Genomic DNA, 16,745 nt, shown 5'->3' with positions numbered 1-16,745 from the left:
CGCTTCGCGAGGCAGTTTGTCATCTTGAAATTACCACTCTTGTTGATTCAGAATGCCCGTTTGCTTTTATTATAACACAATAAACGCCGGAATGAAAAATGGTTGATTCTTTTCCTTTCCAAAATGCCTGATGAAATCCGGCTTCTTCATTGCCGCTTGCCAGCGATTTAACCAAGCGGCCATTCAAATCAAAAACCGAAAGGTCAACATGCGACGCTTTCGGAATTTGATAGCAGACCCAAAGAACTTGACCGCTGCGACTGTATCTTGCCTTAAGGCCAAGTCCCTGATAAAACGGCGCCGTGCTTATCCCCCCGTCAACCGCATTCGCGCCCGGCGGATCGATGCCGTTGACATACCGGTATCCCGCCGGTATCCTGCTGATGTTCGCGTTGTTGAATGCGCCCGGAGGCGAGGCGGGATCGAACGGCGGCCACGCGAGCGTTCCGAAAAACGCCGGCTTGACAGCACGGTAATAGCTGTTCGGAATGCCGTGGTCCGCAATCGTCGAGTCCCACAGGACCGCCTTGTTCAGGTAGTCGTAGTTCCCGTGGCGCAGCATGGTGGCCTTGACATTGAGGTCGAGCTCCTGCAGCGAGTTGCCGCCGCTGCCGTGGCCGTCGCCGCCGGGCTGGTTAACGGATTGCAGCGTGTAATCAGGCGGGGTCGTGGGGCCCCAGGTCTGGGAGAACCCGTTGTTCCCCATGTTGGGGAATCCCAGTTTGTAAATCACCTGGCTCGCGTAGCTGAACGATGCGACCGGCTGGAACAGGCCGGTCGCCGGAAACGCGCTCGTGCCGAGAATGTTGCCCACCACGCTGAAATAATTGTTCCACCTGCCCACGTTCACGGCGATGAGGTTGTCGGTGCCCGTGGGGTGCGTGGCCGTGAACCAGTTGCGCGCGAGCAGGATGTGGCTCGTGGAGCCGAAATACCCGTCGCTGCCCATGCCGCCCGCGATGTTGCCCTCCACCAGGTTGAGCATGTTGTGCGGCCCGTGGCTCACGGAGATGTCCATGCCCGCCATGGTGCTGTCGCCCGTGTTGACATCATAGGAAAAATTGTACGCGATCACGTTGCCCACGCACCCGCCCCGCGAGTCGCCCAGGATGATGCCGGGGAACCCGCCATTGTACGTGATGTTGTCCTCGACCAGGTTGAAGGAGCCGTCCTCGTAGAAGTCGATGCCCTCGTGGTTGGGCCCGCCGCCCACGACGCTGTGCGTGTAGTTGTGCCTGACCTCGCCATTGACAAAACAGACCATGAACATCTGGCGGCCGGTCGAGTTGATGATCTCCACGTTCTTCACCCAGCAGCCCCACGCCTGGTCGAACTCGATGCCCGTCCACGATGAGTCGTTGCAGTCCACGGTGAGGTCTTCCACGCCGGTGCCGCTCAGCGGGGCGATCGAATACTGGACGAGCGCGGGAGACTTGGTGAAATCAAACGGCAGCGGGGGAGCAATGGTCACGGTGGTCGCGGTCTTCGCAGTCACCTTGAACATCGCGGTCATTGCCTTGGTGTCGGTCGTGGGCTCGGACCCGGAAATGACATAGGACAGATTGTCCTGCTCCACCCGCACCAGTTTACCAACGGTAATGCTCGACGCGTCGGCGACCGTGAGCACCGAGCTTCCCTTGGCCGCGCCCGCCGTGATCGCGAGCCCCGCGGTCGGCCGCGGCCAGTCGCTCGTGCCGAGCAGCAGCGTCTGGCCGGACTCGTTCGCCTTCAGCACGGTTTTTCCCATGCCCGCTCCCCGTATGGTGATATCGGACGCATAGGCGCGGTACACGCGGCTGTCAAGACGGTAGGTGCCGCCCGGAATATACACCACTTGCCCGGAACCGCATGAGTCAATGGCTGCGCCGATCGCGGCCGAGGCGTCGACCTTTCCCGTTCCAAAAGCGGCGGAATCAACTTTTACGCCTATGACCGTGCGGTTCGGAATGCCGCCGGGCACGCCCACAATGACGTTGGGGGTCCAGTCCGTGATGCGGTCAGACGGGATTATTTGGGAATAAGCGCAAACAGCTGCGAGGATAAGAATCAAGATGGATTTTGGATAGGGCATGAGGTCCCCCTATACTATAAAAAAGGAATTCGAAGAGGATATGGTGTTATGTATAAATTATAATGTTGAGGAGCGGGAAATGTCTTTAATAATGCAGATGAGTGTCCGAACTACCCATGAGCGCGATCCCAACAATGCGGCTCAGGCAAGCAAGCGCTGCCGCCGCGCTCAGATTAAGGTTTCCTAAAGAATCTCAAATAGAAGGCAACGAACACCAGGACAATGCCGATGTTCGCCATCAACCGTTCCCAGAACCAGACCCGGTGCCTAAAGAAAAGTAAATCTACACTGACGATGACGGCTATCATGGCCACGGGGAAAAGCACGGAAATGAGGGTTTTTGGCATTTTTTATTTCTTCCTTTACTGTTGCATGATATGAATTAGACTGTAAGGTGTGCGCAACCCGCCTGTCGTGCCCGCCTACAATCTCGCCACCCGACGGAAGCCACGACGGAGTCTTCGACATGACTTTGCTGACATGACGGGTGCGAAACCGTCATGTCAAGCGGGCATGGCACGGCTGCGTGTGTTGGTGGCTTTGCATGTGGCAAATTCATAATTCTTAGATGGTTTGGAATGTTGATGTGATGTCAACTAATGACCCAATTGATAAAAGCAACGGTTCTAATTCCTTTGAAGGTTTTCCTATGGGAGGAAGCAAAATTAGTCTCGTTTCGAATTGGTACCAGTATTTTATGTCCTTTGCCATCGATGCCATTGCATATTTTGATGCCTCATACTTGTCAAAATATCCGACTTTGAAAAACCATGGAATGCATTCCCATTCGAGGCTTTGTGCCTCAATTGCGGCTCTAATTCGTCTTATAAATTGCACCGGATTTTCGATGAAAACGCATGCTTCGGCGTTAAAATCAAGAAAATGCCGAGGGTCCGGTCCATACGTCGTTGAAAATAGGTAATAATTAGTACCTATTTTCCTAGATATTTTTAAATTCGTCGAGTCAATGATCGGGATTTTCTTTTCCGGTTCATCTAAGGTTGATATTGTAACACCGGCGGGATTTATGTAGCTACTATATTCAATTTCATTGTCTTGCTGAGCTATGGTCAAGGATTTGTCTTGGAACCGTGTCGCAGGAGAGAATTGAACAATTCCCTTGTTAATGAAGTCTTCCAAATGTTGTTTTTTAATGAACTTCACTGGTTTATCGGTGCCTGCTCGGGGAAGACGCCGACCACCCATCATTGATTTAATCGATTTTCGGCCTATCCCAATATGTGCATCAAGAGATAGAAAAACTGTCTCACTGTCAAGATGCCTACGCTTGATTTCTGAAATACACTGAACTCCAGATTTCCAAATAGGCAGATCACGCACTAAGAACCTTGTTACTTCAAGATTCGGACCGAATATCCACATACTATCGGCAAGTTCTGCGAATCGAAGCAACAAGTCCTCGTCATTCAATTTTTCTATTGCATGAGGAGACGATGCTTTGAAGTCCGCCTTTTCTGCTTCTTCTAGATCACAGAAAATTCTACCTGTGAAACTCTGATATCTTGGTGGACCACTATTCAAGTTAAAACCCTTTACTTATATTGCCACATGCTTTGACACCAACTAGGCGTATGATAAACTTTCAAAACCTCAAAAATCAATAAAAAGTTTATCCTACGCGCTCGAACGGAACATTGTATAAACTTTTTCCGCCTACTGTTTCAGTCTCGCCGAGCTCGTCACTCCCAGCTCATCATAAATTTTTAACGTCGCCTTTGACCTGTTGAGCGTGTAGAAGTGGACGCCCTTTACCCCGTTGTCAATCAGATCGCGCACCTGTTCGGTTGCCCAATGGATGCCCACGGTCTCAACGTGCCGGTCGTCTTCGGCGCGCGAGAGCGCCTTGAGCAGGCGGGCGGGGAAGTTGGTGCCGGGCGAGAGCTCTGCCATACGGTGCATGCCCTTGATCGAGGTGACGGGCATGATGCCCGCGAGGACGGGCACGGTGATGCCCGAGAGCAGGCACCGCTCGCGGAAATCGAAGAAGTCGTGGTTGTCAAAGAAGAACTGGGTGCACACGAAGTCCGCGCCGGCGTCCACTTTTTTCTTGAGGAACTCCATTTCGCGCAGCCGGTTTGGCGTTTCGGGGTGTCCTTCGGGGAACCCGGCAACGCCGATCCCGATTTTCGGAAAATGTTTTCTTATGAACGCGACGAGCTCCACGGCGTGGCCGCAGCCGTCGGGCGCGGGCACGAATGATGTCTGTCCCCTGGGCGGATCGCCGCGCAGGGCCATGATGTTTTCTATGCCGTGTGCGGTGTAGGTCTCAAGAATTTTGAGCAGTTCCTTTTGCGAGGACCCCACGCAGGTGAGGTGCGAGATCACAGTAAGACCGGTTTCCTTTTGTATGCGCAGCACAAGGTCGTGCGTGAGCGTTCGCGTGGAGCCCCCGGCGCCGTAGGTGACGCTCACGTACGACGGCCCCAGCGGCATGATGTCCTTTATCGTGTGGAACAGAAGCTCCGACGCGGCCGCGTCTTTGGGCGGGAAAAACTCAAAGCTGAACGTGGTCTTGTCCCGTTTGAAAATGTCGGTTATGTGCATGGGTATAATATAATATCCAAGATATGGTGGGGGAAGTCTCCCCCTGGCCCCCGGCTTCCGCCGCCGCGGCATTGTCAAAAAGGAAAGCATGGCGCGGCGTCGGCGATCCGGGGGCACACCCCTCTTTGGCGCCGGAGTCCTGTGGTTCGCGGAATCCCGGGTGGCTGGCGATCCATCCTCGGCAGGTCCAACTCTACACGGCGGAAAAAGAAAACATTATAGCTATTGATATGCTCTAACAATCGGGGCCTGTTAAGAATATGAAAGCAACTAAAAATCTCTAACGGATTTTTATCGCCGCGAAGCGGCATACCGCTGAGGTTGCATGGTTATTTTAGAAGTTTATTTATTATCACAGGCACGGTAACGTCGACCGGCAGGCGCCATGATTATTATATTTTAAAAATTATCTCGTTATTCCAATGGTCCCGTTCAGCCTTCTCTTCTGTGTGTCATTATCAAGGAAGATGAACACCTTGTACAGCCCCGTCGCTACGCTCATGCCCTGCTGGTTCGTGCCGTTCCAGTACAGGTCCATGTCGTGCGCGGTGGTCGCGCCGGTCCGCCAATCGGGCGGAACGATGTCGTCGCTGCTCGCGGAGTTCACCAGGTTGCCGATGGCGTCGTAAATCATGAGCCGCGCCCTGATTTTTTCAGTGGAACCCGAAAGCGGCATGAGCTTGAAGGTCATGAGCACGCCCGCCTGGTCAAAGCGCACCCAGTTTCGCGCGAGCGGATTGTAGGCGCACACGAGCGTGCCCGCATTCTGGCGGTTGAGGCACGGCTTTGACGGGTTGGGCACGATGAGCACAAGCTCGGGCAGGTCGGTGTGTATCTTGACGGACACGCGCTGGTTGAGCGGCACGGGCGTGTTGAGGTTCGGGGAGCCATCCGCAACCGCGGGCGTGTCGCTGCGCAGGTTGATGAGCTGACGGTCGGTGAGGTCATTGCCGTTTGCCATGTAGAACTGCACGGTGCGGCCGTCGTTGCTGATCTTGAACATCGACGAGATGCTGTCGAGGAACGAAGCGACAATGACCGTGTCCCCTGTGTTGGTGATGGTCCACACGTTGAACATCTGCTTGGGCGTAATCGATGCCGAGAGCATGTTGCCGTTGCGGGACACGATGGGCTCGCTCAGCACCACGGTGATCAGGTCCTGTTTCCGGTCGCCGAGGCTGGTGATGGTCTTGGTCACGCTCCATACCACCGGGCCCGCGCCGTCCTGGGCAAGCACGCTGTCGCCGCCGCCGATGTCGGGCATGCCCCTGATGACCACCGACGGCAGCCACGCGCTCTGCGGGTCGGTGGTCTGCTGTTCAACAAGGTAGAGCGTGAACACGGTATCGGAGTCGGCGGCCGGCTTGCTCACACTGTCGACCGCGAATACGGTACCGTTGTACGACACCGTGAACGCCGTGCTTGCCTGGATGGTGACCTTTCTGCTGAAATGCAGCACGATCTCGTCAAGCAGGCCGTTGCCCGAAACGTCACGGGTCACGGCGGACACGAGCCGCGCGGGCGGTGCGGTGATCCTTACAAATACGCTGTCGCCGCGGACGCCGCCGCTCGTGTCGTCCGAGATCGCGATGATTTTACCCTGCTCGTTGATCTGGATGTCGCCCGACGGATAATAAATGCGGTACACATGCTGCGCATTCGTGATCGTGTGTAGGGAGCCGGTGGCGGTCCAGTCGCAGTATTCGATGCCCCGCTCGTTGCCGAACCGGTCGAAGCCCACGGCCATGATGCCTTTTGATTCCGAAGGTGCGACGAGCGTGATGGAATCGCCGATGTCGTTGCCCGAAAAGTCCTGCAGCGCGACGGCGCGCAGGGCGGCGGGAAGCAGGTTGAATCCGTTGGTGGCCGCGGTGAGGCTCCCGAGCTTTACAAACAGCTGTTGCACGCTGTCCGTGTTGTACGGCGCGTTATACAGTACCACCTTCACGGTGTCGAGGCCGTCCGTAAAGCATTCGTCGTTCTTGATGGAATCGGCGGGGAATTGGTTGAGCAGATTTTCTGTTCCGTCAACGACAATGACCGCCGGCGGCCGCGTGCCGCTGCCCAAAAGGGTCTGGAACACGGCGGGGTCGCGCGTGGAGCCCGAGCCGTAGCAGTACTTGCCGGCGATGAGGCCCGTCCGGTTCTGGATCCTCACCACGGCAAGCATGGTGTCGCCCGCGATCAGCTTCTCCGGCGGCGTGATGATGTCGAAATGAATGACGATGGGCGGCCCCTCGATGAACAGGGCGCGAACCGTGTCAGGGGTCGTTATCGAATCCATGCCCATGGTGACGCGGATTTTTCCGCTGCCCGCCGCCGAGGGATAGAACGTCCATGCGGCCGCCTGGTCGGGCGCGGAGGGCGACATCGAAAGCGTGCCCGATACTTGCCACTTTGCATAGGTGTATTCCCAGGTTTTTGAGTCGGAGCGCAGGCCCATGATCCGCAGCGTGGTGTCGTCGTTGGTGGTAAGAAAGAGCGAATCGATGTCGGTGGAATCGCCGACCACGATGCGCAGGCGCTCGTAGTAGTAGTTGGCGATGGTGACGACCACCGAATCGGTGAGTTGCGTATTGTCAAGGTCGACCGCCTGAACAATGGTGCGGCTGCCGGGCCCCGTGCTGCGCGAGATCACGCCTTCGCCCACGCTCGTGACGCCGTCCTCGACGTGCGCCACCGCCGTATCGGCCGCGGTCCAAAGGGTGTGGTGCGAGTAATCCACAAAGTTGCCGAACCGGTCCCGTATGACGGCGTACACCGACGCGGTCTTCTGGTTTGAAAGCAGGGTGATGCTGTCGATCGGATTGTCGTGATTGGGGCTGCTCTGCCAGTTTGAATTGGGCTCCACTACCAGGTGATAGGCCTGTCCTGCCGTCACCGAGATCTGCACCGTATCGCTGCATTCCTTTGCGCCGAGTTTGAACTGCGCGATGACGTACACGTTGTTGTAGGCGCGCGTCGACCGGAACGAGCTCAGGTATCCCGCGGTATTGATGAGGCTGTCGGTGGCGGGATTGCCCGAAAGCTGCTCGATCCACCAGGAGATGGGCGCGGACACGTTCGCGTACTGGCTCAGCCAGTTTCCGTTTGCGTCAAGTACGCGCGCGACCATCATGAAGGTGTCGCCCGCCGCGACCGCGATGGCAGAAACGGGACTCGGCAGCGGCGTGTTCTGGTTGGGCTGGTTCGCGCCCGGATAAAGCGCGAGCCTGAAGGGGAGGCCCACCTGGAAGGAGACCCGCACCGTGTCGGGCACCGAAGTTCCCATGGTCACCACGACGATCCCGCTGCCGGTGTCGAGCGGCGCGAACGCCCAGTTGATCGACGATTGCGGAGGCGTCGGGTTGGTGGTTATTGAGCCGGCAAGCTTCCAGTTTGCAGGCACGTATTCCCAGGCGTGATTGTCGGAGCGCTTGCCCTGGACCCAAAGCGTGGTATCCTGGTCGGTGCGCAGCACAAGCTGGCTGATGCTGCTCGAATCGCCGATCACGATCCTCAGCGAATCGTAGGAAATATTGTTGAGCCGCACCTCCACCGTGTCGGCGAGCGAGAAGTCGGCTGAATGGACAACGACCCGCGTGTCGCCGGCGTTTCCCTTTCTGGTGATGACGCCTTCGCCGTTTGCCGCGAATCCGGTTGCCGCCTTGACAAGAGTGGTGTCAAGGCTCTGCCAGATGCCCTGCGTATAGGCGCTGATGTAGTTGCCGTAAACATCGCGCAGCACCGCGTACGCGTAGCGAACCGTGTCGGCCGGGCCGAAAACGATGTTGCCGATGGGATTGTCCGCATTCGGGCTGGCGGTCCTGTCCGGGCTCGCCTCGATCACCACATGGTTGAGCGCCGCCGGCTTGACATAGATCTTGACCATGTCGGAAATAAGGTTGCCGCCCACCGCAAGCTCCGCAACCACATAGACCGTGTTGTACGCCTTGGTGGGGGTGTAGGTGGTGGTGTATCCTTGGCTTGACAGAAGCGTGCCCGTGGGCGGGCTTCCGGCAAGCTCCTGCACGCGCCAGGTGATGCTGCTCGGGTTCTGCTCGTACTGGCTCAGCCACACGTTGTTTTGGTCGAAGACTTTGGCATAGAGCGGCAAGGGCGTGCCCGCGACGACGGTGTCGTTGACGGTCGGATCAGGATATTTGTCCGCGGGCAGGGGCTGGCCCGGCTTGTCATAGAGTTCAAGTTTCTGCGCGAGTCCGGGGAGAAACACCACAACAACGGTATCGCGTACCGTTATGCCGCCCGTGCCTATTGTGCTGATCATGATCATGCCGCTGTTGGGTGACACGGGCTTGAACGTGAACATGCTCGCGAGCGCCGGCGCCGCCGGGTTCGTGACCACCCCTGAATTCTGCCACGCCACGGACACGCTTGTCCAGTTCTTGGTATCGGAACGCTGGCCCAGCGCGTACAGCGTGGTGTCCTGGTCGGTGCGCAGTACGAGGGTGTCGACGTCCTTGAGGCCGTTTGAGTTCACCATGATTTTCACCGCATCGTAGGTGATGTCGGTGACGCGCACTTGAACCGAATCAATCATGGCGCCGAGCTGCGCAACCACCCACGTCTGCGACGCTGCCGTGGCGATGCGGGTGATGGTCGCTTCGCCGAGGCTGAGACTCGGCCCGGCCGCAACGGCCACCACCGTAGTATCCCTGCTCAACCACAGAGCCGAATCGGCATGGCCGATATAGTTGCCGTAAAAATCGCGGATGATCGCATACACGGGCTGGCTCGTCTGTGCGCTCTGCAAGTCGACCCGGGGAATGGGGTTGTCGGCGTTGGGGCTCGATGCACTGTCCGGGCTCGCCTCAATAACGATATGAGCGGGCGTGCCCGCTGCGACGCCGAACCGCACGGTATATTGCAGCCGTATCGCGCCCTGAGCAAAAGTCGCGGTGATGAGGTAGGTCCTGAACGCCATGGTGGGTGTGAACAAGGTACGGTGGCCGGTTGGCGTGCTCAACGATCCCATCGCGGGCGTAAAGGTGCCGGTGGCCGAGTCAACCACCTGCCACGTAATCAGGTTCGACAGGGCCGGAGTGGTCTCGTACGCGCTCAGCCACACGTTGATGGGGTCGAACAGCTTTGCCGAGAGCGGAATGGCGGTGCCGGCCTGATACCGGTAGGTGGTGGACGTGAGATACGGTGCGTTGTCGTACTGCGCCCCGGGCTGGCCGTCGTTGGGATAGATCACCATGGTGGTGGGCTGGCCCGGCTGCACAACGACCGTCACGTTGCAGTTGAGTGTTCCCCAGCTCACCGTGATGGTACCGTGCCCCGTGTCGCTCGGCGTAAAGCTCCAAACGCTGTCCGATGCGGGCGGCGCGGTCTGCGAGCGCAGCGAGGCCGACATGGTCCAGGAACCGCTTACCGTCTGCCACCCATGGTCGCCGAGCCCGTCGATGCGGTGGCCCTCGACCCTGAGTACCGTGTCCTGGCCGATGTTGATGGTAAGGCTGGTGATCTTGGTTTTCTGGCCGCCTTGGCCGGTCACGACTCGCACCGAATCGTACGCGATGTCCGACACGATCACGTGGAGCGTGTCGTGGTACTGCGGGTTGGTTGAGTCGCTCGCCACGATCCATGCATCGCCGGCGGGCCCCACCTTGGTGATGATGCCCGCGCCGAGCGCGGCGTTGCCTCCCGCTATAGAAACAATTGACGCACCGGAAATAATAGTCCAGGCCGTATGCTGTGACGGCGACACAAAGTTGCCGTACGGGTCGCGGAGAACGGCGTACACCGTGTCTTTGGCCGCGGTCGCCGGGATGGTAAGGGTTCTGAGCGGATTGTCGTTGCGCGGGCTCGAGGAAGCCAGCGGACTGCTCTCGATCAGCAGATGGCTTGCGGACCCGTGCTGCACGCACAACTGGATGGAGTCGCGGATGATGTTCGTGGCGTCTTCCGGATCTACGAAGGTGAGCCTTATCTTGATGCAGCCGTACGCCTTGGTCACGCACAGGTGGTTGGTGTCGCTTACCGTGTCGAAGCTGATCTTATTGCCCATGGAGTCGAAGATTTCCCACTGGATCAGCGAGTCGTATTCAGGCCGCAGGCCGAGCGTGTCGTCCACGATGTGCAAGGTGAATTTCACGCACTGTCCGGCCGTGAGCGTGGTATCCCTGACGGTGATACCCGTATCGCGTGGGTTCACGGGCAGGGTGTCGGGCCGGACGATGATGCCGGCCGGCCGCGGCTTGAACAGGTCGGTTTGGATGCGGATGGTGGAGGCGGTGGTGTGGCGCTCGGCGTAGAAGAAATCGAAGTTATAGGTTTTTCCGATTTGTAAATTGAGCTTCGATGCCGCATTGTCGAGGATGATCGAGTCGCTTCGCGCCGAGTGCACGCCGCCGATGTCCATGGCGAGCTGGCCGTTGATGAACGCCCACACATCGTCGTCGCCGGTAAACCGGAAGACCTCTCCTCCGGTGTAGGTGAAGGTGGTGTGGAGCTCCATGGTAAAGGAGAAATTGTGGCCCGACCCGGCAGGCTGGGTGCCCCATCCTTTTCCGTCAAGCAGGAAAAACTGCTGGTTGTTGTACTGGTACATGCCCTTCACGCTGTCGATGAGCTGGAACGGCAGCGAGTCGAACATGATGATGTCCGCCATCGCGTACGAGGGATTGAAATCCGGACCAACCCATTCGTACGGCCGCGTCACGCCGCCCGGAGCGTAGTTGACAAGACCGGTCCAGGTCCATTCCTTTTGCACGGGGTCATAAATGAATTGCGTGGCCGGCGTGTCGGGACCGTTCTGCCCGCTTGCCCTGAACCATTCTCCGACCCTGTCATTGCATGCAAGGTCTGCCTTGAAAACAGGTTTTCTCCAAGAATCGAGATAGCTTTGGATCATGCCAGCCTTATAACCGGGGTTGCAAGCCTGGAAGTTTGGGTTTGAACCGTCTGCTTTGAAGTCGTAGAAGATCACTTTCATCCAAATCGTATCAGGATAATGCACGCTATATACGGAAGTGGCTGACATTAACGCCAATAGGAGGGCGATAACCAAGGGTTGTGCTATTTGCCGCAGAATTGTTTTCATAGTCAATCCTCCTTAAAATAATAAAACGATGAAGGAGGTTTATTTTTAAATTTGTTAAGCGTTTAAAATTTATTTGGCAAGTATCCCTCAGTTCTATATTCATTATAACGTTATGGCAAGTATTGTTTCAATATAAAAAAGGGTTAAAATTCCTTTTTATTCCAACACGCAGTTACTAGAAATTATAGTCGCAAAAGAAAGGGCCGAAGTTTAAAAAATGCAATTTGATGGAGACTAACTACTATATTATAAACAAAACCGTCCGTTGCGTACCAACTGATTTTCTTCTTGCCATCACAACAGGATTTTTTTTCCACTTGATTCGTGTGTTAATTTCTCGAGTACAAGACGAAGTTTTAAACGCTATAGTAAAATAAAGTAATAAATAAACCTAGGGTTTTTCGGGGTGTCTTTGATGAATAAGAGACGGTCCAAAAAAGACGACGATACCGACCAGTTAAAGTTGACCGTTGCGCGGCTTGAGGCTGAACTTGCCTTTATGACCGAGCGGAACCGGCTGCTGCTCGATGCGTCCGCCGACATGGTTTTCATCGTGGATAGAGATGGGAAGTTTCTCTTTGTCAATACCACCGCGTCGAAAATCATGGGAAAGCCACCGGCCGAGCTTGTGGGGAAGACGTTTTCCGACTGCATGCCGCCCGATGTGGCGCACCATCATTCCATGCTCATCCAAAAGGCGTTCGCCACCGGCCAAATTCTTTCCAATAACCCGCCCTTCCTGCTCCCGCCGGGCAACCTCTGGGTGGAGGGCTCGCTATATCCCATGAAACAGAGCGACGGCGACGTTGTGTCGGTGCTCGGCATCATCCGCGACGTTACCGAGCAAAAACTCGTGGAGCGCGCCCTCAAGGAGAGCGAGGCACGTTTCAGGCAGACCGTGCAGCAGATGCCGTTTCCGGTGCTGGTGTGCTCGCCCGACGGCACCGCGGTGATCGTCAATACATCGTTTCTGGACCTGTTCAAGATTCCCTCCGATGACATCGTTGTCGGAAAAATGAATATCTTAAAAGTGCCCCTCACCGCCGAACCCGGCGTGCTTGCAGAATTAAAAAAAGCATTTTCCGGCACCACCGTGCTCATCCCTGAAATTGCGGTTTCCCCTGGAAAACGTGGTGAAGAATGCGGCGGCTCGGACGGCGGGCTGATCGTGGAGCTCACGGTGTTCCCGGTCTATCTCAGGCCGGGGGAGATTTTCCAGGTTGCGGCGATTTTCAAGGACGTCTCCGGCCGCAAACGCGCCGAAGAGGCCCTGCGCGAAAGCGACCGGAAGGCACGCACGCAGTATAAGAGCTTTCCGGTTCCCACCTATACCTGGCAAAAAACCGGTAATTCGCTCATCCTTGTCGATTACAACGATTCCGCGCACAAGATCACCGGCGGCGAGGTGTCGCACATGCTTGGCATTGCGCTTGAGGAAATGTATGGCGACGAGCCGCAAATCATCGAAGACATGAACCGCTGCCTGGCGGAAAAAACCGTGATACGCCGGGAGATGTCGCTGCGTTTCCGCTTTGCAAAGAAGGACAAGCGGCTTGCGGTCACCTACGTGTTCGTGGAACCCGACCTTGTCATGGTGCACACCGAGGATATTACCGAACGTCAGAAAATGGAGAAGGAGATAAGAAAGGCTGAGCACCTTGAGTCCCTCGGCCTTCTCGCGGGCGGCATCGCCCACGATTTCAACAACCTGCTGGCCGGCATTTTCGGATATGTCGGCCTCGCGCGGGAGTACGGCAGGGACAACAAGGACGTAAAGGAAAATCTTGACAAAGCCATGGTGGTGTTCGGACAGGCCAAGTCCCTCGCGCAGCAGCTGCTCACCTTCTCCAAGGGAGGCGCGCCGGTGCGGCGGCTCGCGTCCGTTTCCGAATTGCTGGCCGATGTCGCCGCCTTTGTGCTTTCGGGCACTAATGTGAGGCCGGAACTGGTAATGCCCGAAGGGCTCTGGGCCTGCGAGGTGGACTCCGGGCAGTTGAGCGAGGTCTTCGATAACATTCTTATCAACGCCCAGCAGGCAATGCCGGGCGGCGGCACCGTCTTCATAGCTGCTGAAAACGTTCACCTTGCCGGCGACGGCAAGCTCCAATTGAAACAGGGAGATTATGTGAAGATCACCGTCCGCGACACCGGTGTTGGCATTGACAAACAGGATCTTGCAAGAATTTTCGACCCGTTTTTCACCACAAAGGAGAAAGGAAGCGGCCTGGGCCTCACCATCGCGTATTCGATCATTAAAAAACACGACGGATCTATTGACGTTTCGTCCGAGCCCGGTGCCGGCACCGCTGTCACCATTTATCTGCCGGCTTCGGGCGCGCAGGCAAGCGTCGCGGCGCCTGAGAGGGGCGGAATCACCAAGGGCAGCGGAAACATCCTTATCATGGACGACGAGACCTACGTGCTCGACGCCCTGTACAGCGTTCTGGGGGCGCTGGGATACAGGGTCGCGACCGCGCAGAGCGGCAACGACGCCATCCGCCGCTACAAGGACGCAGAAAAAGCCGGCATGCCGTTCGATGCGGTGATCCTCGACCTCACCATCCCCGGCGGGTTCGGGGGCAAGCAGGTGATCGCGGAGCTCCTCGGGATAGACGCGTCCGTCAAGGCCATCGCCACGAGCGGCTATTCCGACGATCCGGTCATGTCGAACCCGCAGGAGTTCGGCTTCAAGGCCGCAGTGATGAAGCCGTTCACCATAGAGGATCTGGGGAAGACGCTGGCAGGTGTAATATCCGGAAAATAAAAAGGGCGTTTCCTTCGCTTTCAATATATTTAGGGTGCGGCGGAACTGCATTCCTTAGGGAAGCATTCCCCCCGCCAATGAAAAAAAATGTTATTTATATAAAAATCATTATTTATAACATCAATTTATTTATCTATTATGATATCAATATCTTATTTTTCCTTCTATCATGCTTTTGCCACGAAAAACCCGTGTAGCACCCGCAATCCTGATATTCGCCCTGGCGGCGGTTTTTCCCTCTTTTGCGCTGACGAAAATCGCGGTATTTCCATTAGTCAATAAGACCCAGGACAAAGTCTACGACTGGATAAGCGCGCTGGTGCCCGAATATTTCTCGCGCCATATGCTGAACTGCGCGGAGCTCCAGGCGCTTTCGCCCGTGTTTCTCTTTTCGGCCGACTCCACGGCCTGGACCATGGACTCGGACAGCCTTTTAAAGGAGCACCGGGCGCGATGGGGTTGGGACGCTGCGTGCGGAGGGACTTTTACGGTTTCCAGCGGCAGGATTTTCTGCGAGCTGCGCACAATGACGGTGCGCGGCGATACTCCGGTAAAAACGGTGGTTTCCCAGATCGCGTCCATTGATTCGGCCGTCCCGCTGTGCGCCGGACTTTTTGCCAAGTTCGCGGCCGCAATAGGGTATGCCTTGACAAAAGCGGATGACCAGGCCCTGCGGCGGGCCCTTTCGCAGAGCAGCGGCGCCTATGCCACCTACTGCGCGGGCTACTGGTTCGAATTGCGGGGGAACACCGCCGCCGCGCTCACCTCCTACGCGCGCGCCGCAGAAATGGACCCTTCGTTCGGCCATGCCCTGTTCCGCATGGCGCGCCTGTCGCGCATCTCGGGCGACATCACGGCGGCACGCCTCCTGTTCCATAAAGCCGTTGCGCTCTCCGGCGACGCGCCGGAGGTCACGGCGGCGGCCGCCAACTTCCTGGAGGACTACGATTTACCCGACAAGGCACTTGCTTTTGTCAATAAGAACCAGCCGGCACTCGAGCGCTCGGCCGACGGCATGATGGCGCTGGGAAAATCGTACCTTATTTCCGGCGACCTGCAGCGCGCCATTGCCCTACTCGTCCGCAGCGTCGCGTCGGGTCCCGCCGACCTCGAGCCCGAGTTCGCGCTCGGAAAGGCCTACCTGGCAGCAGGCGATTTTACCTCGGCATGCGACGTGTTCAACCGGCTCGTGAAATACCGTCCCGACTGCACCCGCTACGATGCGCTGCTCGGCGCGGCCTACCGTAACACCGGGCGCCTCATGGAAGCGGTGCATGTCCTCGAATATTCCGCAAAAGGCCATCCGGATGATGTTCCGGTGCTGGTCAATCTCGCGCAGGCATATCTTGAGCTTTCGTGGTACGAAAAGGCGCGTCAGCTTCTGCTGCATGCGCAAGAACTGGACCCCGACCTTCCCGACATAACGGTGAACCTCGGCGTGCTTGCTTGGTACACGGGAAAACCCGACGAGGCGAGCAGGCTCTTTGAAAAGGCTGCCCGCATGGGCACCAACATGCAGTCTGCCCTCAATGACGAGGCCAATGTCCTGTTGCTGAGCGGTACGGCGGGACCCGCGCTCGGCAAATACCGAAAGGCTGACCGGATCGGCGCAAAGAACGGGGCGGTGCTCTGCAACCTCGGCAATACCTGCATTGCGCTGGGGAGGCTCGGCGACGCGGCCTCCGCGTTCGAGGCGGCGCTCGCGCTGGCCCCGGCGAGGATTGACATACTGGAAAAACTCGCCTCGATCGCGGTGATGCGGAAGAAAAACGCGGACGCGGTCGGGTATTACCGCAGGATCCTCGAGCAGGATTCGCGCGACCAGGACGCGCTGGTGAAGATGGCCGAACTCATGGCGGGGCTCGGGCAGTTCAAGGAGGCCGTCGAGCCGGTGGAAGCCTATCTGGCGGAGATGCCCGGCGAAAAGAAAATCATGCTGCTGCAGGCCGACCTGTACCGCCAAATGGGGTGGTACGAAGTCGCGGTTGTCAAATACCAGGGCGTCACGCATGATTTTCCCAACGACGCTGATGGATACATGGGCCTGGGAAAAAGCATGTTCGACGTCATCCAGTACAAAAACGGCACGAATTTCGAGAGGACGCTCGAAGTCCTGAGAACGGCGTTGCGCCTTGCGCCCGGATCATGGGAGCCGGAGTATATCATGGGACTCATTTACCTTGATTATGACCGGCATCCGGATCAGGCGAGGGGAATGCTGCAGTCCGCTTTGTCAAAGACGAAAGATCCCGAGACCGTGAGAAAGATCTCGGAACTCATCGAAAAGGCAGGCAAGTGAA

The 16,745-nt window shown here is 57.1% G+C and carries 7 protein-coding genes; 2 read left to right on the top strand and 5 right to left on the bottom strand.

Going from position 1 to position 16,745, the window contains the following annotated elements; genetic code table 11:
• Positions 1–19: 19 nt before the first annotated feature.
• From VLX68_10610 to VLX68_10590, 5 genes are all read right to left on the bottom strand, one after another.
• On the bottom strand, positions 20–2,071 hold the full coding sequence (locus VLX68_10610; GenBank protein HUI92688.1) for a glycosyl hydrolase family 28-related protein: 2,052 nt from the start codon (positions 2,069–2,071) through the stop codon (positions 20–22).
• A 173-nt stretch (positions 2,072–2,244) separates the two neighbouring features.
• Complete coding sequence (locus VLX68_10605; GenBank protein HUI92687.1) at positions 2,245–2,418, bottom strand: hypothetical protein; 174 nt, start codon at positions 2,416–2,418, stop codon at positions 2,245–2,247.
• 217 nt (positions 2,419–2,635) lie between these two features.
• Positions 2,636–3,613, bottom strand: a complete 978-nt coding sequence (locus tag VLX68_10600) for a hypothetical protein (protein ID HUI92686.1) — start codon at positions 3,611–3,613, stop codon at positions 2,636–2,638.
• 132 nt (positions 3,614–3,745) lie between these two features.
• Positions 3,746–4,636, bottom strand: coding sequence for a methylenetetrahydrofolate reductase [NAD(P)H] (metF, locus tag VLX68_10595; protein HUI92685.1), 891 nt, complete (start codon positions 4,634–4,636; stop codon positions 3,746–3,748).
• 406 nt (positions 4,637–5,042) lie between these two features.
• On the bottom strand, positions 5,043–11,492 hold the full coding sequence (locus tag VLX68_10590; GenBank protein HUI92684.1) for a fibro-slime domain-containing protein: 6,450 nt from the start codon (positions 11,490–11,492) through the stop codon (positions 5,043–5,045).
• A gap of 604 nt (positions 11,493–12,096) precedes the next feature.
• Between VLX68_10590 and VLX68_10585 the strand changes: the two genes are divergently transcribed.
• Both VLX68_10585 and VLX68_10580 read left to right on the top strand, forming a co-directional pair.
• On the top strand, positions 12,097–14,445 hold the full coding sequence (locus tag VLX68_10585; protein ID HUI92683.1) for a PAS domain-containing protein: 2,349 nt from the start codon (positions 12,097–12,099) through the stop codon (positions 14,443–14,445).
• A 175-nt stretch (positions 14,446–14,620) separates the two neighbouring features.
• Positions 14,621–16,744 (top strand): tetratricopeptide repeat protein, encoded by a 2,124-nt coding sequence (locus VLX68_10580; GenBank protein ID HUI92682.1) that lies wholly within the window; start codon positions 14,621–14,623, stop codon positions 16,742–16,744.
• Position 16,745: the final 1 nt, after the last annotated feature.

The organism is Chitinivibrionales bacterium (assembly GCA_035516255.1).
Classification (GTDB): Bacteria; Fibrobacterota; Chitinivibrionia; order Chitinivibrionales; family FEN-1185; genus FEN-1185.
The sequence above is the reverse complement of the archived record's forward strand: the minus strand, read 5'-3'. Positions and strand labels throughout refer to the sequence as shown.

What these genes read in the sequence shown, in the direction of transcription:
- VLX68_10610 (HUI92688.1), bottom strand. Translation starts at nt 2,071, where the DNA reads ATGCCCTATCCAAAATCCATCTTGATTCTTATCCTCGCAGCTGTTTGC.
- VLX68_10605 (HUI92687.1), bottom strand. Translation starts at nt 2,418, where the DNA reads ATGCCAAAAACCCTCATTTCCGTGCTTTTCCCCGTGGCCATGATAGCC.
- metF (HUI92685.1), bottom strand. Translation starts at nt 4,636, where the DNA reads ATGCACATAACCGACATTTTCAAACGGGACAAGACCACGTTCAGCTTT.
- VLX68_10590 (HUI92684.1), bottom strand. Translation starts at nt 11,492, where the DNA reads ATGATCCAAAGCTATCTCGATTCTTGGAGAAAACCTGTTTTCAAGGCA.
- VLX68_10585 (HUI92683.1), top strand. Translation starts at nt 12,097, where the DNA reads ATGAATAAGAGACGGTCCAAAAAAGACGACGATACCGACCAGTTAAAG.